General features: G+C 67.0%; 20 protein-coding genes, 1 tRNA gene and 1 rRNA gene. 11 read left to right on the top strand and 11 right to left on the bottom strand.

All coding sequences use genetic code 11. The annotated features are described in order from the left end of the window. Positions 1-6 precede the first annotated feature (6 nt). Positions 7-726, top strand: a complete 720-nt coding sequence (locus BM113_RS21055) for a DUF8057 family protein (RefSeq protein ID WP_089789996.1) — start codon at positions 7-9, stop codon at positions 724-726. Positions 727-731: 5 nt separating this feature from the next. On the opposite strand, the gene BM113_RS21050 is transcribed toward BM113_RS21055, so the two are convergent. After that, on the bottom strand, positions 732-1,514 hold the full coding sequence (locus BM113_RS21050) for a TVP38/TMEM64 family protein (RefSeq protein WP_089789994.1): 783 nt from the start codon (positions 1,512-1,514) through the stop codon (positions 732-734). Between the two features lie 113 nt (positions 1,515-1,627). Between BM113_RS21050 and BM113_RS21045 the strand changes: the two genes are divergently transcribed. Both BM113_RS21045 and ggt read left to right on the top strand, forming a co-directional pair. Beyond that, positions 1,628-2,092 (top strand): DUF5830 family protein, encoded by a 465-nt coding sequence (locus BM113_RS21045; protein WP_089789992.1) that lies wholly within the window; start codon positions 1,628-1,630, stop codon positions 2,090-2,092. A 73-nt stretch (positions 2,093-2,165) separates the two neighbouring features. After that, positions 2,166-3,863 (top strand): gamma-glutamyltransferase, encoded by a 1,698-nt coding sequence (gene ggt, locus BM113_RS21040; protein ID WP_089789991.1) that lies wholly within the window; start codon positions 2,166-2,168, stop codon positions 3,861-3,863. Positions 3,864-4,029: 166 nt separating this feature from the next. Here ggt and BM113_RS21035 read toward each other — a convergent pair. After that, a tRNA-Met gene (locus BM113_RS21035) sits at positions 4,030-4,180 on the bottom strand. A gap of 102 nt (positions 4,181-4,282) precedes the next feature. Between BM113_RS21035 and BM113_RS21030 the strand changes: the two genes are divergently transcribed. Further along, positions 4,283-5,458 (top strand): DUF7115 domain-containing protein, encoded by a 1,176-nt coding sequence (locus tag BM113_RS21030; protein WP_089789989.1) that lies wholly within the window; start codon positions 4,283-4,285, stop codon positions 5,456-5,458. A gap of 66 nt (positions 5,459-5,524) precedes the next feature. Here the strand turns inward: BM113_RS21030 and BM113_RS21025 are convergent, their stop codons facing one another. Both BM113_RS21025 and BM113_RS21020 read right to left on the bottom strand, forming a co-directional pair. After that, positions 5,525-6,697, bottom strand: a complete 1,173-nt coding sequence (locus BM113_RS21025) for a DNA-methyltransferase (RefSeq protein WP_089789988.1) — start codon at positions 6,695-6,697, stop codon at positions 5,525-5,527. A 177-nt stretch (positions 6,698-6,874) separates the two neighbouring features. Then, positions 6,875-7,483, bottom strand: coding sequence for a hypothetical protein (locus BM113_RS21020; protein ID WP_089789986.1), 609 nt, complete (start codon positions 7,481-7,483; stop codon positions 6,875-6,877). 377 nt (positions 7,484-7,860) lie between these two features. On the opposite strand from BM113_RS21020, the gene BM113_RS21015 reads away from it, so the two are divergent. Continuing rightward, complete coding sequence (locus tag BM113_RS21015) at positions 7,861-8,523, top strand: hypothetical protein (RefSeq protein ID WP_089789984.1); 663 nt, start codon at positions 7,861-7,863, stop codon at positions 8,521-8,523. Positions 8,524-8,545: 22 nt separating this feature from the next. Here the strand turns inward: BM113_RS21015 and BM113_RS21010 are convergent, their stop codons facing one another. The 3 genes from BM113_RS21010 to BM113_RS21000 all read right to left on the bottom strand — a co-directional run bounded on the left by BM113_RS21010 (position 8,546) and on the right by BM113_RS21000 (position 13,066). Next, complete coding sequence (locus BM113_RS21010) at positions 8,546-9,139, bottom strand: NADPH-dependent FMN reductase (RefSeq protein ID WP_089789981.1); 594 nt, start codon at positions 9,137-9,139, stop codon at positions 8,546-8,548. 93 nt (positions 9,140-9,232) lie between these two features. Further along, entirely contained in the window at positions 9,233-12,004 is a 2,772-nt protein-coding gene (locus BM113_RS21005) for a type IV pilin N-terminal domain-containing protein (protein WP_177209251.1), read from the bottom strand. A gap of 132 nt (positions 12,005-12,136) precedes the next feature. After that, positions 12,137-13,066, bottom strand: coding sequence for an HhH-GPD family protein (locus tag BM113_RS21000; RefSeq protein ID WP_089789978.1), 930 nt, complete (start codon positions 13,064-13,066; stop codon positions 12,137-12,139). Positions 13,067-13,182: 116 nt separating this feature from the next. On the opposite strand from BM113_RS21000, the gene BM113_RS20995 reads away from it, so the two are divergent. From BM113_RS20995 to BM113_RS20980, 4 genes are all read left to right on the top strand, one after another. Continuing rightward, complete coding sequence (locus tag BM113_RS20995) at positions 13,183-14,040, top strand: triphosphoribosyl-dephospho-CoA synthase (protein WP_089789976.1); 858 nt, start codon at positions 13,183-13,185, stop codon at positions 14,038-14,040. Next, positions 14,037-14,627 carry a DUF447 domain-containing protein gene (locus tag BM113_RS20990; RefSeq protein WP_089789974.1) on the top strand — a complete coding sequence of 197 codons (591 nt, stop codon included), beginning with the start codon at positions 14,037-14,039 and terminating at the stop codon, positions 14,625-14,627. The genes BM113_RS20995 and BM113_RS20990 overlap by 4 nt, the downstream gene beginning before the upstream one ends. 70 nt (positions 14,628-14,697) lie before the next feature. Beyond that, entirely contained in the window at positions 14,698-15,693 is a 996-nt protein-coding gene (locus BM113_RS20985) for a hypothetical protein (protein WP_089789972.1), read from the top strand. 116 nt (positions 15,694-15,809) lie between these two features. After that, positions 15,810-16,001: a 30S ribosomal protein S17e gene (locus tag BM113_RS20980; RefSeq protein WP_007143818.1), complete on the top strand. Its 192-nt coding sequence runs from the start codon at positions 15,810-15,812 to the stop codon at positions 15,999-16,001. A 133-nt stretch (positions 16,002-16,134) separates the two neighbouring features. On the opposite strand, the gene BM113_RS20975 is transcribed toward BM113_RS20980, so the two are convergent. Beyond that, positions 16,135-16,389: a hypothetical protein gene (locus BM113_RS20975; RefSeq protein WP_245758146.1), complete on the bottom strand. Its 255-nt coding sequence runs from the start codon at positions 16,387-16,389 to the stop codon at positions 16,135-16,137. Positions 16,390-16,632: 243 nt separating this feature from the next. Here BM113_RS20975 and asd point away from each other — a divergent pair, with 243 nt between their 5' ends. Further along, positions 16,633-17,667, top strand: coding sequence for an aspartate-semialdehyde dehydrogenase (asd, locus tag BM113_RS20970; RefSeq protein WP_089789968.1), 1,035 nt, complete (start codon positions 16,633-16,635; stop codon positions 17,665-17,667). Between the two features lie 25 nt (positions 17,668-17,692). Here asd and BM113_RS20965 read toward each other — a convergent pair whose 3' ends face one another. Further along, positions 17,693-18,721: a D-2-hydroxyacid dehydrogenase gene (locus tag BM113_RS20965; RefSeq protein WP_089789967.1), complete on the bottom strand. Its 1,029-nt coding sequence runs from the start codon at positions 18,719-18,721 to the stop codon at positions 17,693-17,695. A 153-nt stretch (positions 18,722-18,874) separates the two neighbouring features. Here BM113_RS20965 and BM113_RS20960 point away from each other — a divergent pair, with 153 nt between their 5' ends. Next, positions 18,875-20,266 (top strand): NAD(P)/FAD-dependent oxidoreductase, encoded by a 1,392-nt coding sequence (locus BM113_RS20960; protein ID WP_089789965.1) that lies wholly within the window; start codon positions 18,875-18,877, stop codon positions 20,264-20,266. Positions 20,267-20,604: 338 nt separating this feature from the next. On the opposite strand, the gene BM113_RS20955 is transcribed toward BM113_RS20960, so the two are convergent. Together BM113_RS20955 and rrf are read right to left on the bottom strand one after the other, a co-directional pair. After that, complete coding sequence (locus tag BM113_RS20955; protein WP_089789963.1) at positions 20,605-20,991, bottom strand: DUF7344 domain-containing protein; 387 nt, start codon at positions 20,989-20,991, stop codon at positions 20,605-20,607. Between the two features lie 219 nt (positions 20,992-21,210). After that, a 5S ribosomal RNA gene (gene rrf / locus BM113_RS23160) occupies positions 21,211-21,292 on the bottom strand; the annotation flags it as partial.

Below are 21,292 nucleotides of genomic sequence, written 5' to 3'. Positions count from 1 at the left end.
TCGCCGATGTACGAGCGCACTTTCGGCACCGACTGGGAGACGATCGACGACCGGGACCGGATCGTCCGGCGGGCGTTCGCGCTGGGGGTCGCCGAGGAACTCGGCGAGGAGTTTCCCGGCGAACTGGAGCGACTCAGCGAGGAGATCGATACCGCCTACGACCGGAGTTTCGTGGAAATCGCCTACCAGAAGGGCCGCGAGAAGGCGGGCAACCTCGAGCCGACCGCCGACGGCGAGACCCACGTCTGGGAGGAACTCGTCGAAGAGAAGACCACGATCGATCCCGACGCCCAGCCCGACGCGGTCGACCTGGACGAGACGATGGATCTGCCCGACCCCCTCGAGGGCATCGACATCGCCCGCTACCAGGTCGACAGCCGTGATCGGGTCCGCCGACCGAGTTTTCTCGAGCGCGACGGCGGCGGCGACCGCGGACCCGATCCCGGGAACAGAGGGAACGACGGCGACCGGAGCCCGTTCGGCCACTCTCCGAGCGGCGACCGTCGCCGACGGTTCGACAATGGAAACGGAACCGGGACCGGTACCGAGGCCGAGGACGCCAATGCTGGCGGTGACGGGGACGCCGACGCGGACGACGCGAACCTCGAACGCGACGACGAAATCGGCGACCGCGGGGAGATCGGCGATACAGGCCCCTGGGAACCGAACCCGAACTCGAGCGACGGTGACGAAGGGGGCGACGGCGCGGACCGTCCCGATCGCTGACCCAGTCAGTCCGACTGCGACGGCCGACTCGAGCGCGACTCGGCCGATTCTACGGCGAACCGACCGCGGAGCGCCCGGTACGCCGGCCCGGCGAGCAACAGGACAGCGCCGAGACCGCAGGCGACTGACAGCGCGAGGCCGAGGTCACCGAGGCCGTCCGTCGTGACGGTCGCGGCCGACGCGCCCACGACCACCGCAGCGACCGTCCACGGGAGTTCGCCCGCGACCGTGCCGGCCACGAAGTGACGGATCCGAACGCCGCTCGCCGCCGCCGCGGCGGTCGCTATGTCCGACGGAATCGGAGCCAGCCGCGAGGCGGTCACCCCCCGGAACTGTCCTGTGGCCCCGTAGTATCGGTCCGCGACGGCACCGGCCCGCTCGAGCAGTGGCTTCGAACGGTCGCCGTCAGTACACTCGGAGCGGGAGTCGGCTTCGTTCGCCTCGCCCGAACGGAACCGACGAACGGCGAGGAAGACCGGGAGAACGGTCACGACCACTCCGAGAAGCGCGATCGGGACGCCGACTGCGATCCCGTAGCCGTAGCCGACGACGACCGCGAGCGGGGTCGTCGGCCAGGCCAGCGCCGGCCGGACGAGGTAGAGCCCACCCACGACGATCCCGAAGCGGTACGGATCGGCCGCCAGCGACTCGAGTCCCCCGAGGACGTCGCCGGGCGAGACTGCAAGCCCTGCGAGAACGAGCGCCCCGACAGTTAGCGCCCCGAGGAGCGTACGGATGGATCCCGACGAGGATCGCAGCGCGGACGGCGACGGCAGGGACGGCGACATCGATTCGACCGCGGATTTCGACTCGAGGACCGAAGCTTTTGTGTCTCCGTCGAGTCCCCAGTCGTCTACGGACCCCGAAAGAGAGTAGTCGCTCCGGGCCGACGTCTCCGGCGATGGCCGACGAGGGCGACGAACCGGCGACGGCGGGGGAACCGGACACGACGGCCGGAGCGGAACGAACCGACGACGACCCCGACGGAGACGACCGCCATCGCCACCGTCACCCCGACGACCGGGTCGAACTCGGACTCGCCCTTCTCGAGCGACTCGAGCACGAGTCGTTGCCCCTGCCGGAGGCGGTCGACCGGATCGAGACCGTCACGACCGACCCGACCGCCACTCGGACGATCCTCGACGAGGCCGAACTCCGCGGGATCATCGACCGCGAGGACGGGATCGTTCGCCCGAAAAGCCGCCAGTACGTCAGTTTCGATCGCGACGTCATCACCAAGGAAGGCGAGTTCACCTGCCGGCGCTGCGGGTCCGGGCTCTCGACCGGCTACTTCGTCGACCTCGAGGCGGGCGAACTCGGTCCCTTCGGGTCCTCGTGCATTCGAAAGGTGACGGGCCGGGAGTGAGTCCACCGTCGGGCCCGCAGTCGAACGAACCCACCAGAGTTTTGGGTGTCGTCCTCTCTCACACGCATACCGCATGACCGGCTTCGAATCCGACTCCGACTTCGGTTCCATCGATCTCGATCGCTTCGATTCTAGACGCTCGACTGCCTACGGCAACCGCGGCATGGTCGCGACGAGCCAGCCGCTGGCCGCCGAGGCCGGGCTCTCGATCCTCCGGGACGGCGGCAACGCCTTCGACGCCGCCGTCGCCACCGCGGCCGCGCTCAACGTCGTCGAACCCACCTCCACGGGGCTCGGCGGCGACGTCTTCGCGCTCTATCGCACTGCCGACGGCGAGGTCGGCGCGATGCGTTCCTGTGGCCACGCGCCCGAAGACGCCACCATCGAGAACGTTCGCGGGGCACTCGAGGAGGCCGACGAGGACGAACTCGAGTCGTACTACCCCGAATCCCGCGGCTACGCCGTCGACAGCGACGACGAGGCGGACGACCTCGAGATGCCGTTCCTCGGCCCCCACGCGGTCACGGTCCCGGGCACCGCCCGCGGCTGGGAGACGACCGTCGAGGAACTGGGGCGAAAGTCCCTCGCCGACGTACTCGAGCCCGCGATCGGCTACGCGACGGAGGGGTACCCCGTCTCGGAGGTCATCGCCCATCACTGGACCGGCGCGGAGGACCTGTTCACCGACGAGCACGCCCGCGAGGCGTACCTCTTCGACGGGGACAGTCCCGATCCCGGCCAGACCGTCACGCTGCCCCGACTCGGCGAGTCCCTCCGCAAGATCGCCGAGCGCGGGGCCGACGTCGTCTACGAGGGCGAGATCGCGGATGCGATCGTCGAGGAGATCCAGTCCGCCGGCGGGTTCATGCGCCACGAGGACCTGGCCGACTTCGAACCCGAGTTCGTCGACCCCGTCAGCACGACCTACAACGGGACCGAGGTCTACGAACTCCCGCCGAACAACCAGGGACTGCTCGCCCTCGAGGCACTGAACATCGCCGAGGAGGTCGGCGCGGGCGAGCACGACTACGACTCCGCCGAGCGGATCCACGCCTTCGCCGAGGCGATGAAACTGGCGTTCGTCGACGGCCACCACTACGTCACCGATCCCGAGTTCGAGGAGATCCCGCCGCTGGCGTCGAAGGAATACGCCCGCGAACGCGCGTCCGCGATCGGTGACTCGCCCATCTCGAACCCGGAGGTCGGCGTTCCGAACGCCCACGCGGAGGACGCCGACACCGTCCTGCTGACCGTCGGCGACGAGGAGGGGAATCTCGTCTCCTACATCAACTCCCGGTTCGCCGGCTTCGGCAGCGGCCTGGTCGCCGGCGACACGGGCATCGCGCTGCAGAACCGCGGCGCGTCGTTCTCGCTCGATCCCGACCATCCCAACAGCTTAGAGCCCGGCAAGCGCCCGTTTCACACTCTGGTTCCGGCGGTCGCGAAGCTCGACGAGGACGACTGGATGGCCTTCGGCGTCATGGGCGGCTACATGCAGCCCCAGGGCCACCTCCAGGTCGTCTCGAACCTGGTCGACTACGGGATGAGTCCGCAGGCGGCGCTGGATGCCCCGCGCTGGCGCTACCGCGAGGACGGGACCATCGGTGTCGAGGAGCGACTCCCCGCGAAGGCGAAACTCGCCCGGAAGGGCCACGACGTCGGCGTCCTCCCGCCCGTGATGTTCGGCGGGGCACAACTGGTCCGCCAGAAAGGTGAGACGCTGGCCGGCGCGACCGAGCCCCGGAAGGACGGCGTCGCGATCGGGTTCTGATCGCCTGACGGGGCATCACCGCCGGAACCGAGCCGACCGCTCGAAATAGCCGTTTGACGGGCCCGGCCGCTCGAGACCTGGCGGCGAGAACGCTCGAGAACGACTCGACGAACTCGGAGCTCAGAACGGCGTCGACACTCCACTTCGACTCGTAGTGTCGTGAAAATGCCCGGGGAGGGCTCCGAACCCTCGATCTCCGCATGTCCCAGGTCCGAGGCTCGGCGGTCCTCGTGGGGACACGGAGGCTTCCAAGGCGAACCGCACCGAATCTCTGAACCCTATGAGTGCGGCGCTATGTCCAGCTAAGCCACCCGGGCTCACTCTCCCGTAGTGCGGTCTTTCTCTTTAACCTTCTCATTCGGAATCGTCGTGCAACGGGGACCCACGGATTTATCACAGGCCCTTACGAAAACCGCTGCATGAACGTTCCCGGCATCGTACAGTCTGCTCTCGATGGCGAGGAGATCGCGGCGCGAGTTTCTCTCGGCGGCGACGACGAACTCTTCGTTACTTCCTCCAGCACGCTCGTCTATCGTGCGGACGGCCTCCTGAGCGACGAATCGGTCGACGAGTACGGCCACGAAGCCGAACGGCTCACCATCTCGGAGGGACGGCGCAAGACCAAGTTCACCCTCGAGTACCCCCTCGAGGGGACCCGGGAGTTTACGATCCCCTCGGGCAAGACCGACGCCGTCCTCCACCCGGTGCTTGCCGGCGTGCTCAACGGCAACGACATCACCGACCCCGGCGAGACGGTCGTCCAGACCTACCGGTTCAGCGAACTCACGCTGATCGTCACCAGCGAGCGACTGGTCAAGCACATCGGCGAGGCAGTCTGGGACGAGGACTACGAGGAGTACCACTTCTCGGACGTGACCAATCTGGCGTTCGAGGACGGTAGCGTCGCGACCCAGATCGTCCTCACTGTCGACGGGCGGCCCCAGCGAATCAAGGCCCCCAACGACGAGGCCAACGACCTGCGCGAGCGACTCAAGCGGGCCTTGTTCGACTACCACGACGTCTCCTCGCTCGAGGAACTCAACGAGACGGTCGGCGGCCAGGAGGAAGGCGACTCCGCGAGCGCGAATGCCAGCGCCAGCGCCAGCGCCGGCAGTTCCTCGATGGACTTCGGCGACGGCGTCGATCCGCTCGATGCGGATCCGCCCGAGCCCGAGGACCGAGAGCCCGTCGACGCGGACGTAAACGGCGACCCACAAGCCCAGAACCAGTCCGCCGACGCCCCCGGCCAGGAGTCGAAAGGAGACATCGGCGCCGCCAACTCGAGTACGACTCAAAGTCACAGTACCGCCCAGGAGACCGCTACGGAGTCGCCGGCAGGATCGATCGGTTCGACGGGGAACGACGCCGGGTCCCGAACGTCGACCGACGAACCGGAGCCCGTCGAGACCGGCGACGTCTTCGAGACGGCCGATACCGCCACCGAAACCGCCGACGAACCCGAGCCACGGACGGATCCGGAACTGCTCGAGCGCATCGAAGCCCTCGAGACCGCCGTCGAACGCCAGAGCGACCTCATCGAGCAACAACAGGGGACGATCGAGCAGTTGATCGAGGAGCTCCGGCAAGGCCGATAGCTCCACCCCAGCCAGGACGAGCAGTAACGGGACGGACGTTCAGTTGCGAGTCGTCTCCGTGTCGATTCAGTCTTCTACCGAGAGCGGCGCGTGTTCGACCCGGTAGCCGGTTCCGGACGCCCAGTCCGTATCACCACGGGTTCGGGTTCGGGTACCGGTTCCGGTATCGGAGGGGTCTGCCGTCCCCCCTTCGGAATCGGTTCGTTCGCTCGCGCTCTCGAGCGGGTCCTGGTCGACACCGACGACCTCTCGCAACCGGAGCCCGCGTTCCATCTTCGTCACCACGGGCGTGTCGTAGTACTCCGCCTCGTACTCGAAACCCTTTCCGGCTTCGCGGCGTTGCGCGACGAACGCGCGGTGGCGCTCCAGCCGCGCCCGCCCGACCGCCCGCGAGAGTTCCGGGACGTCCCCGATCCGGTCCTCGAAGACCTCGAGGAACTCCGGCTCGAGTTCGTACCCCGCGGAGTGTCGCCCGGCGCACATCGCCGCCAGCGTCGTCGTCCCCGTCCCCCAGAAGGGGTCGAGCACGGTGTCGCCGTAGGCCGAGTACATGCAGATCAACCGGTAAGGAATCTCGAGCGGGAACGCCGCCGAACGGTCCCGAAGGTCGCCATCGTCGTCGCCGAAATCGAGGTCCTGCAGTTCGCCCCTGACCTCCGTCCAGACGTCCGAGAACCAGCGGTTTCGCTCCTCCCAGAAGTACGCCGCCTCGTAGCGCCGGTCGGCTTTCGGCTCGAAGCCGCGTTTCGTCTCGCCGTTCCGGAAGATCAGCACGTACTCGTGCTCGAGGGTGACGTAGGCGTTCGGCGGGAGCGTGCCGCTGCCCATGAACTTCGCGGCGCTGTTGGCCGGCTTTCGCCAGAGGACGTCCGGCAGCGGATCGAACCCGCGGGACTCGAAGGCCTCGAGCACGCGGGCGTGGTTGGGGTAGACCCGGAAACTATCGTCGAGGGTGCGCGTCGCGTCGCCGACGTTGACACAGGCGATGCCGCCGTCGACCAGCACCCGCTCGAGTTCGTCCCAGACCCGGTCGAGTTGCGCGTGCATCGCCTCGAAGGCCCGCCGGCCGTCGCCCGACTCGAGCGCGTCGCCGACCGCGGGATCGAGTTCGACGAAGAGGTCGTCCCACATCTCGATCATCGGATACGGCGGCGACGTGACGACGAGCTCGACGGAATCGTCCTCGATCCCGGACAGCTCCCGGGCGTCGCCGACGAACACTCGATGGGTCGTCTCCATTGGCTTCACACTGTCGGCGTCGCCCCCTTAGCTCCTTCGTCAACTCCTTCCTCAGCGAGAGCGGGCGACGGGTCGAGTCGGGACGACGTACAGCCGACTCCGCCTCGACAGTGACCGAATTCCGAACATCGCGAACGTGTGGTCCCGCAAAAAGCGACCCCGAGTCTCGGGACGGCCTTACTCCTCGGCTTCGTCCGACTCGGCTTCCTCGTCCTCTTCCATCGCTTCTTCTTCCTCTTCGGCTTCCTGCGCTTCTTCCTCCGCCTCTTGCTCCTCGTCGGAACCGATGTCCGTCGCCGGTTCGAACTCCTCGATCGGCTCCCACTCCTCTTCTTCGCCCTCGGAGAGACGGCGGCGAAGCAACACGGCAGCGCCGAGCAGTGCGAGACCGAGAACGAGCCGCGAGAGCAGCGACGATTCGTCCGTCTCCTCGCCGGGTTCGTCCCCCTCGGGTTCCGCTTCGGCCTCCTCTTCTCCCTCCATCACGTCCTCGATGATCTCGGGCTCTTCGATATCGACCCCTTCGATGCTCTCGAGCCCCTCGAGTTCCTCGAGCGAGCGCCCGGAGAGATCCAGATCCTCGGAGCTGCGACCTGCCAGGTAGCCAAGCGCCGCACCGAGTCCGAAAACCGCCCCCGCAACCGGGAGTCGGCTCGAGCTCCCGCCTTCGGACTCCTCGACGGCCTCGAGGATCGAGTCCCGCAGCGGGCTGTCGAGTCCTTTACCGACCGCTTCCTTGACGACGACCTCGGACAGCGTCTTGTCCTGTTGTTCCGTTTCCGGCATAATTCGGGTCGACCACTTCCCGGCACATAATCCTGTTCAACGTTTCTACTTGTTCGTGGGGGAACGAACGGCGGTAAAGACGTCTTACCGTCGGTAAGATCGTATTACCGATCAGGGTTCGTCGACCGTATCCACGGCCAGGGACGCTCTACACCGAGTACGGGGACGCTGTACGGACAGCAGAAACGGATCACGCCGGTCGTCGCCGACCGTTCGTCGGACCCGACCCACAGCGCCTCCGGACGATCGCCTCGAGCGTGCGATGCCTCGATCGGCGAGAGAAATCGATCGTTACCCGCGTATCAAAGGCCTCGATGCCGCGTTCAAATCCTGGTAATGTCTCGCATAACGAAACGGGTAGCGGTGGAAGAACGGGTATGAGCGTCATTCGCCAGCCCGGCGTCCTCGGTCGAGCGACCCGGCGACGGGTCGTCGGGACGACCGCGGCGCTTTCGGCTGCCGCCCTGGAGACGGTCGCCGTCGGGCTCTGGTTCTGGCTGCTCGTGGGGTCGAAAACGACGTCGACGGCGCTTGCCGGGCTCGGGATCCTCTTCTGTGGGGCGCTCCTCCGGACGAGCCTCTTCGAGGCGACCGTCAGCCAACTCGGGGATTTCCTCCACCCGCGACGCCTCGGAGCGGCCGTCGCCTGGACCGCGAGCTGGGTCCTCTGGCTGCTCGTCGCCGACACCGTCGGCGGCATCGCCGGCGTCGTCGCCGCGACCGTCGGGCTCGCGGGCCTGCTCGTCGTCCAGTTCGGGTTCGAACGACGCGCGTTCCGCGTTCGGGGTGGCCGCAACCTCGTGTCGCCGGCGACGCTCGCCTCCGCGGTCGCCCTCGCCGTCGGCGCGGCCGCCTTGCTCGCCTCGGGACGGTTCGCCGAGTGGACGCTCGTCTCGCCACCGATCTCGCTCGAGGTGACGACGTTCGTGATCCGGATCGAGCCGATCCACGTCGGTCTCGTCCTGTTCGCCTTCGCCGCGTTTCTCGCACACAAACAGCGATTCCAGCGGCTGCTCAGCTACGACGACGAGCGGTTCTAGCCGATCCGCCGATCCTCGCCCGTTACTTCCCTTCCGCACCGACGTTCTGGTCGCTCTCGAAGGAATCCGGGTCCGGTTCGATCGTCGCGTACTGGACCGCACGCACGCCCAGCGTCGCGACCCGCTCCTCGAGGTCGGCGTCGACGAACGCCCCGTCCTCGAAGGCCGACCCGGATCGCGGGATGGCCGCCTCGTGGGGGATCACCCAGGCGTTGAGCGCCCGACAGACCGAGCGCAGATGCTCGAGCGCCGTCACCGGAAAGGCACCACCCGAGACGGCGAGCAGGCCGACGGTCTTCCCCTGGAACTCGTCGAAGCCACAGTAATCGAGCGCGGTCTTGAGCGGCGACGAGTACGAGCCGTGGTACATCGGCGAGCCGAGCAGGACGGCGTCGGCAGCCCGGATCCGAGCGGCGAGCGCGTCGGCCTCGCCGGCCGACGAGCGGTTCCGGTCGGCGTCGAACGTCGGGAGGTCGTACTCCCGGAGGTCGATCAGTTCAGTCGTGGTGTCCGAGCCCGTACGCGTTGCCGCCTCGAGCGCGCGCTCGAGGGCGATCCGTGTCGTGCTGTCGTCCCGGAGGCTCCCGCAGACGCCGACAATGCGAACGTTTGCCATACGACTGTCGACGACGGCCGGGTGGAAGACGTTGGTGGCTGAAAGCTGAAAGCGGAGTCGTCGGCCGGTCGACGGCCGATCGGTGGTCGTCCGTCAGTCGTCGATCCGTACGTGCGTGAGGTGGTGATCGCGGAACAGGATCCCGACTGCGGCCGGGTCCCGATCGCGACGCGAGTCGAGGTCGTCGACGTCGACGGTCGTGGAATCGCCCTCGGAGACCGTGCCGTCGCCGTCCCAGTCGGTCGGCTCGGGACTGAGGGGCTCGACGATCACGGCCAGGTCGGCCGCATCGATCCCGTCACCGCCGGCGTGTTCGACGGTGATCTCGTCGTCGTCCGCGTCGTAGTCGACCTCGAATTCGGCGTCCGGGACGACCACGTGGTTGCGGACCTCGCGGGGCTCGTCCGGGACGAGCCAGCGGAAGCTCAGTTCGGTTCCGGCGTCGAATTCACCGAGTTCGATCTCGTCTTCCGCCGTCAGCGTGTCGTGTCGATCCGACGGCTGGACGTCGGCGGGTTCGCCGTCGACGAGGATCTCGAAGTTGTCCGCGTCTCGAGTCGTCCGTTCGTGGTAGACGGCTACGAGTCCGTCCTCGTCCCCGTCTCCGTCCTCGCTCCCGCGGTCCTCGACGGAAAACGCCCAGCGTGGTTCCGGAGTGAACCGGAAGATCGAGCTCCGGGAGGAGTAGTTCTCCCCTTCCTGGACCAGCATGACCGAAATCCTGTCGTCGATTTCGACGTCCTCGAGGACGATACTGTCGCCGTCGGTCAGGCTGTCGTACTCCTGGGCGAACAGGTCCTCGTCGTCGATGGACGACCCGCCGCCGCGCTGGCTGACGGTCAGATTCGACGGGTCTGCCGACTGTTCGCCGGTGTAGACGATCTCGACCTCGTCGGCATCGGGGTCGTACTCCGCGTCGAACGCGCGCCGGCCGACGGTGACACGGCCGAGCCCGTACTCGGTGTCGTCTCCGCCCTCCCACACGAGTTCGACCGTCGCGAAGGGGTCGGCCTCGACCGTGAGGTCGTCGCCGGGCGCGAACGTCTCGTACTCGTCCGCCGGCTGGACGGCCGCCGGCTCGTCGGCGATCCGAAGCTCGAGGTCGTCGGCGTCGATCTCTTCGCCCTCCTCGTAGTCGGCCGTAACCGTCCCCTCGCTGTCGTCGTAGTCCATGTCGATGCGTGCGTAGGGGCGGAGGACCCGTTCCGTGACGACGACGGGGTCGTCCGGCTCGAGCCACTCGACGGCGACGTGTGTTCCGTGGTCCATCTCGCCGAGTTCGACCCGATCGTGTTCCGACAGCGTGTCGGTCACGTCGCTGAACTGGACGTCGGCGGGTTCGTCCTCGACCAGCACGCGGAACTCGTCGGCGTCACGGTCGATGTCGCCCCAGTACCTCGCGACGACGGTTCCCTCGCGCCGCGAGAGGTGCATTCTGGGCGGACGAACTCTGACGTACGACAGCGATCGCTGGCCACGGTTCGGATTGGCCGGGACCGACAGCTCCAGGGAGACGCGGTCACCGAGGGTGACGTCCTCGACCGTGATCGTCTCGCCGTCGGTAAGCGGTCCGTCGACGTCGATCGCTCCCCGATCCAGCTCGTACGAGCCGTCGTCGTCGCTCCGGTGGACGAGCTCGACGAGGTCGGAATCGGCCTCGAGGTCGCCGGTGTAGGTGAACTCGACCGTCTCCTCGTCGGGGTCGTACTGCCCGTCGAACGACTCCGTGCCGACGACGGTCGTGTCGTAGTAGTAGTAGACGTCCGCCTCCTCGTCGAACCAGCGCAGTCCGACGTCCGCGAGCGGGCCGGTCTCGAGTTCGAAGGTATCCCCCTCCGTGAACGTGGCGTGCTCGTCGGCAAGCTGGTCGTCGGCGAGTTCGCCGTCGTGCCAGACCTCGAGCGAGTCGGTCTCGATCGGCTCCCCGCCGGCGTGTTCGAACGTCACGACGCCCTCGTCGGCGTTCGAACGGGCCCGAACGCGCGCGTCGGGTGCAGCCTCGCGGTCGCGTTCCGGGGGTTGCTCGACCACCGTCTGGACGTACACCACGTCGTCCGACCGATCGATCGAACTCTCGAGGATTTCGCCCCGCCCGATCGACTCGACTCGGTCGACGATCCACTCGTCGTCGACGTCGGTTCCGGCGTCGGGATCGAGGTGAAGGACGTAGTCGTTTTCGAGGGTGTCGCTGTCGTCGTCGCGGGCCATCGGCGCGGACTCCAGACCCATGCCGAACGCCTCGACGACGTCGCCGTCGAACTCGTTGTGGCGAACCTCGGAGACGTCCGGGACGAAGGTGACGTACGATTTCGACTCGAGGCGATCGAACGTGGTGCCGGCCGTCTCGGGATCGGCGAGGATCGTCTCGGTGTCCTCGTCGTCAGCGGCCTCGAGGGCAGCGTCGACGATTTCGTCGCCGTCGTCGCCGGTCGCGATCACGAGCGCGCCCTCGGCTGCCGCGACCGGTTCGTCGTCGACCTCGCCGACCGTCCAGCCGTCGAGGTCCGCGTCGTCGCCGACGTCTGGAGCGTCGAACTCGCCGGCGACCACACTGAGCCGCGTCTCGTCGTCAGTGACGACCACGAGCATCTCGGCGATCGAGTCGGCGTCGATGTCCAGTTCCCCGATCACCTCGTGTCCCCCCAGATAGAGGGGAGCGGAACCGGCGTCGTCCACCCGCGAGTAGACGACGTGTCGGTAGTTCGCGTCGAGGGCCGATTCGCCAGGGACCAGTTCGAGCACTGACTCGAGATCGGACGGGAGGGAGGGCCGATCGTCGTCGGCGTCCGTCGCTGCGCCGGTGTACCCGGAGAGGGCGATCGCTGCGACGGTACCGCTGCCGACGATCATTTCACGTCTTCGCATACCGACCCGTTCTGTACCTTTCCCCTTCAATCCGTTGGAAAGCTAAAACGTGTATTTTACCGATATTTCACGAGAGGTAATCACATACACGACGAGACGCACCGGGCCGACCTCCGGAAGCGATATCGAGCGTTAGCGTCGCAGACGCGCGACTACCGACTCGCCGTCCCGGTCGAGTTCGACGAGTTCGTCGTCCGCGAGATCGGCGAGGAGCCCCTCGAGCCACTCCCGGCCGTACTCGCCGTCGGGTGCGTAGTCGACCCGGATACGCGGCCCGAGTCGGTCCAACTCGAGTTCGTCGTACTCCTTGAGCGTCGAGACGACGCGCCCGCGGAACTGGCGTCGGCTCCCCTCGAAACTGGGCTGGGTGGGGACGTCGGGCGCGGTGAAGTCGCCCGTTTCGTAGGCCGAACACCACTCCCGCCAGGGACAACCGGCCTCGTCACAGCGGGGCGTCTGCCCGCAGGCGACGCCGCCCAGTTCCATGACGGCGTTGTTCCAGACCCGCGATCGGCCCTCCGGCATGAGGACGTTCGCGGCCTCCTCGAAGACCGAATCGTCGTCCGGAACGTCGAACGCGCGGTAGAGGACCCGCTTGACGTTCGTGTCGACGACCGCGTCCCCGTTGTTGAACGCGAAGCTCGCGACCGCGTTCGCGGTGTAGGGGCCGACGCCCATCAGCTCCTGCAGTTCGTCGGGCGTCTCGGGGAACGCGCCGTCGTACTCGGTCTCGATCTGGGCGGCGGCCTCGTGGAGGTACTTCGCGCGGTTGTTGTAGCCGAGGCTGTGGTCCGTCCAGAAGCCCACGACGTCGGCCCTGTCGGCGGCCGCCAGTTCGGCCGTCGTCGGCCAGCGCTCGAGGAACTCCTCCCAGGCCTCGACGACCCGGCCGAGCTGGGTCTGCTGGCTCATCACCTCGCTGACGAGGATCGCGTAGGGGTCGTCGGTGCGTCGCCACGGGAAGTCGCGGTGGTCGTCCTCGTACCACTCGATCAGCGCCGTCCGGACGGCCTCGAGGTCGTCGGGGAACGACGGCTCCGGCGGCGACTCCGTGTCGGTCATCGCCGGCAGTTAGGATGGCGCGGGTTTAGGGGTGATGGTCCGTCCCGCCCGCAAAACGGTGGCAAACCCCGACGGAGAGCCACAGTCCTAAGCCGCCGGAACCGTTCGATCCAGGTATGCGAACGCCGGCACGGAACGCACGACTGGCGCTCCTGCTCGAGGTCGCGGGCACACCAAAGCCGGGTAACGTCGACCGCCGTCGGGACCTCGAGGAGTTGCGGTTCGACCACTTCCTCGCGGGAACGGTCGGCACGGAGCGGGGCCTCGAACTGGCCCAGGAGGGCGAACCCGTCGGGCAGGCTTTCGAACGGGCAGTCGAGGGGATGGCAGCCCAGGGCGGCGGCAACACGCAGTTCGGCGCGTTGCTGTTGCTGATACCGCTGGTCCGGGCCGCCGCCGACCGCGACCGACTCTCGCCCGGAGCCGCCGAGGACGTCGTCGCCGACACGACCGTCGCGGACGCCGCGGGCTTCTACCGCGCGTTCGATCACGTCGACGTCTTCGTCGACGAACCGCCCGCCGACCTCGAGCCGCTTGACGTTCGGCGGGGATCGGAGGCCGTCCCGGCACTCGAGGAGCGCGGCCTGACCCTGCTTGACGTGATGGACCGAAGCGTCCCCGGCGACGACGTCGCCCGCGAGTGGACGACGGGGTTCGAGCGGTCGTTCGCCGCCGCGGATCGCCTCGCCGCAGCCGACGGCCCGCCGACGGATCGCGCCGCCGCGGTCTTCCTCTCGCTGCTCGCGGAGCGGCCGGACACCCTCGTCGCCAGCCGCCGGGGCGAATCCGTCGCCCGGGAGGTCAGCGACCGCGCGGCCGCACTCCACGAGCGGGACGCCCTCGAGACTGACCCCGACGCCGTCGAGGAGTTCGCCGACGACCTCGTCGAGCGCGGCATCAACCCCGGGACGACGGCCGACCTGACCGCGGCGGGACTGTTCGTCGCCCTCGAGAACGGGCAGGTGACGGTATGAGCGACGACGGCGACGACGGCGACGACGCCGACTGGCCCGTTCCCCTCTCGGGGGTTACCGAAACCGTCGTCACGACCCTCGGCCCGAACGGGAAGTGGAACGCGGCCGCGCTCGGCGTCTTCGCGGGCGACCCCGCCACCGCGACGACGTGGGGGTCGACGCGCACGCGCGGAAACTTCCACCGGCAGGGCGAGGGGTACGTCCAGTTCGTCGACGATCCAGTCGTCTTCGCGGACGCCGCGCTCTCGATCGACGAGTACGACGACCCCGTCCTCGAGGCCGCCTGCGCCTGGGCGCGGGTCGACGCCACGTCGGTCGAGACTGGAACCGACGCGGGCACCGAATGGGAGCGCTGGAAACTCGAGCCCGTCGAGTCCGCCGTTCTGGAGCGAACCGTGCCGACGATCGACCGCGGATTCGGGGCCGTGATCGAGGCGACCGTCGCCGCCTCGCGCCTCGGCGTCGACGGCTACGACGACGACGAACTCCGTGACCGCCTCGAGTACTTCGCCGACGTCGTCGACAGGGCCGGCGGACAGCGAGAGCGGACGGCCCTCGAGCGGGTTCGGACCCACTCGGACTGGTAGCCTCTCGCCGCCTCGAGACGGGGACGCTCGCGGCCTCGAGTTTTTAACTGATGCCGCGGCCACCGGCGGTATGGTCTTGCACTTCGGACGTGCGACGAACGTCTTCATGAAGACCCTGCCATTCGTACTGCTCAGGATCGCCGTCGGACTGGGGCTCGGACTGTTTACCGTGCTCTACTTCGGGGCGGTGGTCTGGATCGGCACCTCGCTGCTCGACGCGGGGACGATCTCCGGCTGGATCGCCGGGATCGGTCTGTTGATCGCCGTCGGCCTGTTCGTCGGGGCCTGGCGACTTGTCAGCAAGTACCTGCTGTACCTGGTCAAGGCCGGCCACATCGCAGTCGTCGTCCACGTCATCGAGACGGGCGACGCGCCAGACGACCAGCTCACGTACGGGACCGAACAGGTCAAAGACCGGTTCGCGGAGGCGAGCGTCCTGTTCGCCGTCGACAAACTGGTGAAAGCCGTCCTCGAGGAGTTCAACCGGAGCGTCGTCTCGGTCGCCGACCGCCTCGGTGCCGTACCGAGCCTCGAAAAACTCGTTCGGCTCGTGGGGAAGGCAATCGCCGTCGCGGTGTCGTACGTCGACGAGGCGATCCTCGCGTACGGGTTCACCGAGGACGCGGCCGACGATCCCTGGCAATCGGCCAAGGAGGGTGTCCTTCTCTACGGCGGAAACTGGAAGCCGATCCTCGGCTCGACGATGTTGATCGTGGTCGGACTGTACGCGGCCGCGGCGGTGCTGTTCCTGGCGTTGACTCCGATAGCCAGCGTCCTCGCCGGACTGTCGCCGGCGTTCGAGGTCGCGGGCTGGGTCGTCGTCGCCGGACTCACGCTGACCGTCTACGCCGGCGTCCTCAAGCCCTGGGTGAAGACGGTCGTGATCACGACGTTCCTGCTCGAGTCCGCCGACGGGGACCGCCGACCGGACGACGCGATGGCCGACCGGATCGCACGGCGGTCGGAGGCGTTCCAGGAACTCGCCAGCCGCGCCGGCGACGAGCGAGCGACGGAGGAACAGCCGGCGTCCGACCTCGAAACGGCGCCGGAAGCGAGCGCCCCGTAACGGAGGGGCGACCGGCGATGACGGGCCACGGACCGGGCCTCGCTCGAGTCGCCGGGTAGCGGACCCGGACGGGCGAAGAGAAAGGGATTAAGACCCTCCCGACGGAATCCACCAACATGGCAATCAAACCGGCCTACGTCAAGAAGACCGGGAACCTCCTCCTGGAGCGGTACCCGGACGCGTTCACGAACGACTTCGAACAGAACAAAGACAGCGTCGAGAAACTCACGAACGTCGATTCCAAGGGCGTCCGCAACCGCATCGCCGGCTACGTCACGCGGAAGAAAAGCGCCCAGGCGACCGCATAGAGGAGCGATCTGTTCCGTCTCTACCGTATTCTTTCCCCGTAGCCGCTGGTGTCGGACGCTGGTCGCGTCGCTCCGCGAGCCGAAGCGACGAGCCAGCAGGAAGATGCCGAACGGAAACCGTTCGTCGCGGCGCTTAGCGGTCGAATCCGGGCTCCATGTACAGCGCGGCATACAGGAATACGACGCCGAAGAACCACGTCATCATCAGCCCGGAGATACCCATGACGACGTCCATCTCGGTCCCGACGACCGGGAGTTCGGTGCCCTGATACCCCGTCCAGCCGAGGACGAGACCGACGAGAATCAGGAGTCCGCCGGCCGCGGCGGAGCCGATGCTGAACCGGGTCTCGAAGAGGCCGGCCTCGCTCGCACTTGCCGTATCCGTCATCGGGACCACCTCGAGCGGCGACCGATCGGTGATCCGGCCGAATCGCAACCGGTTGCGGGAGTGTATCGCCCTTGCATCGATCCATAGGTGCCGCTCCGATCGCTTAATTTCTTCTATGCGTGCCGATCGGGCCACGCCAGCCTGGTGGTCGCCGCTCATCAACCGACGACACCTTGGCCGCTATTGACACATATGCCACCGAAACCCAAACGGTTTTGCGGACACAACTCCGAGGGACGGAAAATGGCAGTACGAGTAGGCGTACTCGGCGCAACCGGTGCCGTCGGACAGCGACTCATCCAACTTCTCGACCCGCATCCGGAGTTCGAGATCGCCGCGCTGACCGCGAGCGAGGACAGCGCCGGCAAGACGTATCGACAGGCCGCCAAGTGGCGCGTCGACAGCCCCATCCCGGACGACGTCGCGGACATCACCGTCTCCGCGACCGACCCCGCAGCAGTGCCCGACGACGTCGATCTCCTCTTCTCGTCGCTTCCCTCGAGCGTCGGCGCGGACGTCGAACCGGCCTTCTGCGAGGCCGGCTACGTCGTCTCGTCGAACTCGTCGAACGCGCGGATGGCCGACGACGTTCCGCTCGTGATCCCCGAGGTCAACGCCGAACACCTCGACCTGCTCGAGGTCCAGCGCGACGAGCGCGGCTGGGACGGCGCCCTCGTCAAAAACCCCAACTGCTCGACGATCACGTTCGTCCCCACGCTCGCCGCACTCGCGGAGTACGGCCTCGAGACGGTCCACGTCGCGACCCTCCAGGCCGTCTCCGGGGCCGGCTACGACGGCGTCAGTTCGATGGAGATCATCGACAACGCCATCCCCCACATCGGGGGCGAGGAGGACAAACTCGAGACCGAGTCCCGGAAGCTGCTCGGCGAGTTCGACGGTGCGGAACTGAGCCACGACGAGGTCACCGTCTCCGCCTCCTGTAACCGCATCCCGACGATCGACGGCCACCTCGAGAACGTCTGGGTCGAGACCGAAGAGGAACTCTCGGCCGCGAAAGCCGCCGAGGAGATGGCGGCGTACCCGTCGATCGACCTCCGGTCCTCGCCGGACCAGCTCATCCACGTCTTCGACGCCCCGGACCGACCCCAGCCCCGGCTGGACCGGACGCTCGGTGACGGGATGGCCGTCGCCGCCGGCGGGCTCCAGGAGACCCCCGACGGACTGCAGTACAACTGCCTCGCACACAACACCATTCGCGGTGCGGCGGGTGCGAGCGTGCTCAACGGCGAACTCCTGCTCGAGAACGGCTACCTGTAGGCCCGTTCCTCCAGCAAAGCTGGCGTCAGGGACGCACCTGATTCTGTAACTCGATCCCGTCACCGTCGCCCTCGGCGAACCGACGGGCGTTCTCGGCGACGATCTCCGCCAGCCGATCGTAGTACTTCGGCGTGTGGCCCGCGTTGTGCGGCGTAATCTTGACGTTCTCGAAGTTCCACAGCGGATGGTCCTCCGGCAACGGTTCGGGATCCGTTACGTCAAGCGCCGCCCCGCGGATCCAGTTCGAGCGCACGGCCTCGAGCAGCGCGTCGGTGTCGACGACCGGCCCGCGGGCGACGTTGACCAGGACGGCCTCGGGGTCCAGTGTCACGAAGGCGTCCCGGTCGATCAGCCCTCGAGTCGTCTCCGTCAGCGGACACGCGAGTACGAGGTAGTCCGTCCGCGCGAGCGCCTCGTGGAACGCCTCGGGATCGAAGCCGATCACCTCGTCCGTCGGCCCGCCTTTCTCCGGCGTGTATCGGACGCCGACCGTCTCCACGCCGAACGGCTCGAGGCGCTGGGCGACCGCCGTCCCGATCGCGCCCAGGCCGACGATAGTCACCGTCGACCCCTGGAGTTCGTGGGCCTGGTAGTGTCGCCACTCCCGGCGGCGCTGCCGCCGATTTCCGACGTGGAACCGCCGCGTGAACCGCAGGATCGACCCCAGGACGTGCTCGCCGATGTTGGGCCCGTGGACGCCCGACGCGTTCGTCACCGTCACGCCCCGTTGCTCGAGTCGGTCCATCGGGAGGTGTCCCGTCCCCGCGTAGGCACAGGCGAACACCTCGAGGTTCTCCGCACGCTCGAGGAGATCCTCCTCGAGCACCATTCCGGTGACGAACTCCGCGTCGCGGATCAGCTTCCGCTCGGCCGCCGGCGTGCGAGCCAGTTCGACGCTCCCGTCGGGGAGGCGGTCGCGAAGCGCCGCGGCGTACTCCTCGATCGGGACACCGTGAGTCCCCTTGCGGAGAACGAGGACCGATGGCTCCGTTTCGGTACTGATCTCGGTACGCCCTCCTGTGTCGCCGTCTCCGTCGCTGTCTCCGTCGCTCATGTACGTTGACTCGTCCCGCAAGTTCCAAAAGAATTCGTTCCCGTAGGCTGTTCGACCTCTCCCCCCGTTCGTTCCCCCACTGGATACGCCACCAGCGGTTCGGAGCCACGAATTTCACGCAGTTTAATATGGCCGGCCGAGACCCAACGGAGTATGGAACGCGTTGACGTCGCGATCGTCGGCGGCGGACCGGCGGGCACATCCGCGGCAGAACAAGCCGCTGCCCACGGTGCCGAAACGGTCCTCTTCGAACAGGGCGTCCCGCGGGAGGACCGTGAGGAGCTCGGTCCCGACTCGACCGACGCTGCCGGCATGCTCGACTACTGGATCGACATCATGGACTTCGACTACCGGGAGATCCCCGACGAGGTGATCCACCGGGAACTCGAGGCCACCGAGTTCATCGGCCCCTCCTCGTCCGTCGAGTTGACGACGACGGGAATCGACTCCAGCTACCCCAACTTCGGGTACACCTTCCACCGGGCTCGTATGGACGACTGGCTCCACGAGCGCGCCGCCGACGCGGGCGCTGACCTCCGCGTCGGCACCGGCGTCTCCGACCTCGAGACCGATCTCCGGGCGTCGAGCCCGAAGGGGCCGACCCACACGCTCACCCTCTCGAACGGCGAACAACTCGAGGCCCAGTACGTCGTCCTCGCGGACGGCCCGCAACGGCGGATCACCCTCGAGGCCCTCGACCAGTTCACGCCCCCCGGCCGGAGCAGTTCCGACTACCTCTCCCCGCCGGAGGCCAACCACATCGCCTACCAGGAGTACCGCGAGTTCCCGCCGGAACTGTTCGAGGAGTTCGAGGACCGACTCAAGTTCTGGTGGGGCCACATGCCGGGCGAAACCGCCTACCCCTGGATCTTCCCCAACGACGGGACGGTCGCCCGGGTCGGCCTGACGATGCCCATCGGGATGACCCTCGAAGACGTCGACAACCCCGGATCGTACAAACTGCTCCGCCCCGAAGACGAGCAACTCCCCTCCGGCTCCGAGTACATCCGCCGGCTCCTCGAACTCGAGTACGGCGACGAGTACGACGTCGAAGAAGACATTCCGATCGTCGAGGACCGCGGCAAGTCCAAGGGGACCGAAACCTATCCCATCTCCTCGACCCGACCGATCGACTCCCCCGTCGGCGCGAACATTGCCGTCGCCGGCGGCGCGATGGGCACGACCTCCGCCTTCCACGAGGGCGGCTACCACGTCGCCGTCCGTTCGGGCAAAATCGCCGGCCGACTCGCCGGCACCGACTCGCTCGAGAACTACAACGACGTCTGGAAACGCGCCATCGGCGACGAAATCCTTCGGAACGTCGCGTTCGCCGACATCGTCGCGGACTACGAGCCAGACGACTGGGACTGGGCCTTCGGCGTCGTCAACGACATGCAGGGCGACAGCGGTGACAACGTCCTGATCTCGAACAAGTACACGGCCGGCCTCGACGCGACCAAGATCCTCGCGAAGTACAAGAAACGAAAGTTCACCTACCGCGACGGCGGCTACGTCCAGATCGCGGAAGACGAGTACCACTACTGAACCGCCCGGTCCGTTTTCCGGACTCACTGGATTCCCGACGCTCGATAACGTTTAACCGCGTCGACTCCCTACGTCCACTGCGTGCCTTTTGTCCCCGTCCGAGCATACCCATTCGGGTGCGATGACAGTACGGCGAACCCGGGCACGCGACATTCACCACACCCGGCACGAGGGTTAGCCAGCCGACACGGCACGCCGCCACGGGATGACGCTGGACGTTAGTGTTCCGGGTGACATTTTCCGACGGCTCGAACCAGACGCATAGCCCCTGCCCCGTCCTCGGTCCGTGAAGAACTCCACCCACCGTTTCGCCAGTCCGTCGTCCGACCCGCCCGCGACTACTCGGCGATCGAAGTCGACGATCCGCTCGAATCCTCGAAACGACTGCCTGTCGCTTCTATCTCACGCGCCCGTCGAACGAACTCCGCCATCTCCTCGAATCCGGAACCCCGGACCACGTCGTCGCTGTGCTCGTCGTACTCGATAACGTCGTGGCGCTCGAGTTTCGGCAAGTGTTTGTGGTGCAGAGCGATCGTGATCTCGGTCGTCTCCCCCGAATCGATGGAGTCGATAGGAATATTTCGCTCACGCGAGACGAGGCGATGAGCGATCTCATTGACCGTCGCATGCTCGGTTTGTAAAAAATAGTACAGGATCTGCCGGCGCCGTGACTCCGAGAGCAGCTCGTGTACCGTGTCGAGCCACGGACCGTCGTTTTCGTTCATACTCGAGGCCTTTACTAGACAGGTGAATAAAGCCGTTTCCAAAAGTATTTGGTACTAACTAGTCGCCACAGTGAACTGTCGAGCCACATGATTTTGGAGGAAGACCCGAAGTGATCATAAGGGGACCGCTGCATGCCCCGCGGACCCAAATAGCATAAAACCCGATAGCGACGTCCAACTAAAGACGTCGCTATCGGGTAATAAGTGTATGAAGTATGAGTGGGGCGGCGAATCGACGTTCCCAGAGGGTCTCCCACTCCAGTAGTTGCCGATACGCAGGCGGGCTTATCTTCCGTGTTCG

It is taken from the genome of Natronobacterium haloterrestre (genome assembly GCF_900112205.1).
Classification (GTDB): Archaea; Halobacteriota; Halobacteria; order Halobacteriales; family Natrialbaceae; genus Natronobacterium; species Natronobacterium haloterrestre.
Note: the sequence above shows the minus strand (reverse complement) of the source record. Positions and strands in the feature narration are given on the sequence as shown.

Excerpts from the sequence above, each read along its gene's own strand:
- BM113_RS20965 (WP_089789967.1), bottom strand. The coding sequence starts at position 18,721 with ATGAGCGACGGAGACAGCGACGGAGACGGCGACACAGGAGGGCGTACC.
- BM113_RS21000 (WP_089789978.1), bottom strand. The coding sequence starts at position 13,066 with ATGACCGACACGGAGTCGCCGCCGGAGCCGTCGTTCCCCGACGACCTC.
- BM113_RS21050 (WP_089789994.1), bottom strand. The coding sequence starts at position 1,514 with ATGTCGCCGTCCCTGCCGTCGCCGTCCGCGCTGCGATCCTCGTCGGGA.
- BM113_RS20955 (WP_089789963.1), bottom strand. The coding sequence starts at position 20,991 with ATGAACGAAAACGACGGTCCGTGGCTCGACACGGTACACGAGCTGCTC.
- BM113_RS21010 (WP_089789981.1), bottom strand. The coding sequence starts at position 9,139 with ATGGCAAACGTTCGCATTGTCGGCGTCTGCGGGAGCCTCCGGGACGAC.
- BM113_RS21020 (WP_089789986.1), bottom strand. The coding sequence starts at position 7,483 with ATGCCGGAAACGGAACAACAGGACAAGACGCTGTCCGAGGTCGTCGTC.
- BM113_RS21045 (WP_089789992.1), top strand. The coding sequence starts at position 1,628 with ATGGCCGACGAGGGCGACGAACCGGCGACGGCGGGGGAACCGGACACG.
- BM113_RS21025 (WP_089789988.1), bottom strand. The coding sequence starts at position 6,697 with ATGGAGACGACCCATCGAGTGTTCGTCGGCGACGCCCGGGAGCTGTCC.
- BM113_RS20990 (WP_089789974.1), top strand. The coding sequence starts at position 14,037 with ATGAGCGACGACGGCGACGACGGCGACGACGCCGACTGGCCCGTTCCC.
- BM113_RS20975 (WP_245758146.1), bottom strand. The coding sequence starts at position 16,389 with ATGACGGATACGGCAAGTGCGAGCGAGGCCGGCCTCTTCGAGACCCGG.
- BM113_RS21015 (WP_089789984.1), top strand. The coding sequence starts at position 7,861 with ATGAGCGTCATTCGCCAGCCCGGCGTCCTCGGTCGAGCGACCCGGCGA.
- asd (WP_089789968.1), top strand. The coding sequence starts at position 16,633 with ATGGCAGTACGAGTAGGCGTACTCGGCGCAACCGGTGCCGTCGGACAG.
- BM113_RS21005 (WP_177209251.1), bottom strand. The coding sequence starts at position 12,004 with ATGCGAAGACGTGAAATGATCGTCGGCAGCGGTACCGTCGCAGCGATC.
- BM113_RS20980 (WP_007143818.1), top strand. The coding sequence starts at position 15,810 with ATGGCAATCAAACCGGCCTACGTCAAGAAGACCGGGAACCTCCTCCTG.
- BM113_RS20960 (WP_089789965.1), top strand. The coding sequence starts at position 18,875 with ATGGAACGCGTTGACGTCGCGATCGTCGGCGGCGGACCGGCGGGCACA.
- BM113_RS20985 (WP_089789972.1), top strand. The coding sequence starts at position 14,698 with ATGGTCTTGCACTTCGGACGTGCGACGAACGTCTTCATGAAGACCCTG.
- ggt (WP_089789991.1), top strand. The coding sequence starts at position 2,166 with ATGACCGGCTTCGAATCCGACTCCGACTTCGGTTCCATCGATCTCGAT.
- BM113_RS21030 (WP_089789989.1), top strand. The coding sequence starts at position 4,283 with ATGAACGTTCCCGGCATCGTACAGTCTGCTCTCGATGGCGAGGAGATC.
- BM113_RS20995 (WP_089789976.1), top strand. The coding sequence starts at position 13,183 with ATGCGAACGCCGGCACGGAACGCACGACTGGCGCTCCTGCTCGAGGTC.
- BM113_RS21055 (WP_089789996.1), top strand. The coding sequence starts at position 7 with ATGTACGAGCGCACTTTCGGCACCGACTGGGAGACGATCGACGACCGG.